Source organism: Bradyrhizobium sp. AS23.2 (genome assembly GCF_001908185.1).
In the GTDB taxonomy this organism is placed as follows: Bacteria; Pseudomonadota; Alphaproteobacteria; order Rhizobiales; family Xanthobacteraceae; genus Bradyrhizobium.
The window spans coordinates 1-1,727 of sequence record NZ_LGHM01000331.1; the positions used below are offsets into that span (position 1 = coordinate 1).

Genomic DNA, 1,727 nt, shown 5'->3' on the forward strand with positions numbered 1-1,727 from the left:
CAACTCCAAGAAGGTCCCTCACCTCTTCATCGCTTCCGGCGCAACGCGCTTCGGCGATCCCAAGAACTTCCCGTGGACGATGGGATGGCAGCCGAACTACCAGAGCGAGGGGCGCATCTACGCCAAATACATCCTCGACAAGTTCCCGAACGGCAAGATCGCGGTGCTCTGGCAGAACGACGACGCCGGCAAAGACGCGTTGAAGGGCTTGCGCGACGGCCTCGGCGACAAGGCGAGCAGCATGATCGTCGCCGACAAGTCCTACGAAGTGAGCGATCCGACGCTGGATTCGCAGATCGTGGCGCTGCGCGCTTCGGGCGCCGACATCCTGTTCACTTGGGCAGCACCGAAGGGCGCGGCGCAGACCATCAAGAAGGTTGCCGAGCTTGGCTGGAAACCGGCCTTCTTCCTGACCAGCACGGCGACGTCGGTTGCATCAGTGATGCGCGCCGCAGGCGTCGAGCATTCGCAGGGCATCATCTCGGTAGCCTACCTCAAGGACCCGACCGACCCGGCCTGGAACGACGATGCCGAGACCAAGGAATGGCGCGTCTTCATGGACAAGTACATGCCGGATGGCGACAAGACCAACGGCAATCACGTCTATGGCTACGCCGCGGCGCAGACGCTGGCGCAGGTGCTCCGGCAATGCGGCGATGACCTCTCGCGCGAGAACGTCATGAAGCAGGCCGCCAGCCTGAAGAATTTCGCGCCGAAGATGATCCTGCCCGGCATCAAGATCAACACCGGGCCGGCCGACTTCCGCCCGATCGAGCAGGAACAGCTAATGCGCTTCGAAGGCGAAAGCTGGAGGCTGTTCGGCGACATCATCACCGGCGAGGTCGGCAGCGAATAGACGCGGACAGATCGATCGGACAAAGCCCGCCATACACATGGCTGGCTTTGTGTGAGCGAGCCGCCCCCCCGACGGCCTGGTGTTCGGCGAAGCGCCGTCGAGCCTGGTCGGGGCGGACGGCCAGCCGATTACGGCTTTCTGAAGAGCACGCACAACATAATGGCCCGCTCAGTGCAAGTAGAGATACTTCAACAACGTGCGCCCCGCTGCTTCCAGGCTTTGCACCGAGCACTTGTCGGGCGAGTGCTTCGCCGGATGCATATCCGAGATGTGGGGGACTAGGAGTTTCAGCGGGGGCTTACGATCAGCGCAACCGCCAGGCAACCTGCTGTCGACAGAACGACAGTCAGGCCTAACATCACCAAAGGGCTGAGCCGCCGGTCTACAAAAGCGGGCACCAAGGTCGGGAATCGTAGACCACTTCGAATCCGATTTGGGCGAACGACTGGTGGCTAATCTTGCGCTCACGGCCGAGCAGCTGCGGCGTGAGCTCAAGGGGCGCGGTTTGCTGGCGGCTACAGTGTCGTACGCGATCGCATGCGCAAGCTACAAGGCCGCGACGGAGCTAGCGCTCATCCGAGATCAGCTTTCCATCTCTGGGAAGCGATCCTGGCGGGACTGAAGCAACCGTCCCGCGAAGTTTTGTCACTGACGTCAGTGTGTTCTCGAGCTTCCCGCGATCAGCATCGCTCAAAGATGGCGCTTCGACCTGCAAGGTCATTTGATCGGCATCAGCCCACCTGGTCACAACCAGGCGCATTCGCTGAATTTCTTTGTGTCGCCGACCGATCTCGACTATCTGCTCGGGCCGAACGAACATTCCTTTCACCTTGGTACTTTCGTCAGATCTACCCAGCCAACCCTTTATTCG

Annotated in this window: 1 protein-coding gene and 1 pseudogene; one reads left to right on the forward strand and one right to left on the reverse strand. The window is 61.0% G+C overall.

Features of this window, described 5'->3' with window-relative positions:
- On the forward strand, positions 1-856 hold an 856-nt coding region (locus AC630_RS41915), incomplete at its 5' end, for an ABC transporter substrate-binding protein (protein WP_074124299.1).
- Positions 857-1,421: 565 nt separating this feature from the next.
- Here AC630_RS41915 and AC630_RS48160 read toward each other — a convergent pair.
- Positions 1,422-1,727: pseudogene (locus AC630_RS48160) on the reverse strand (phenylacetate--CoA ligase family protein); the annotation flags it as partial.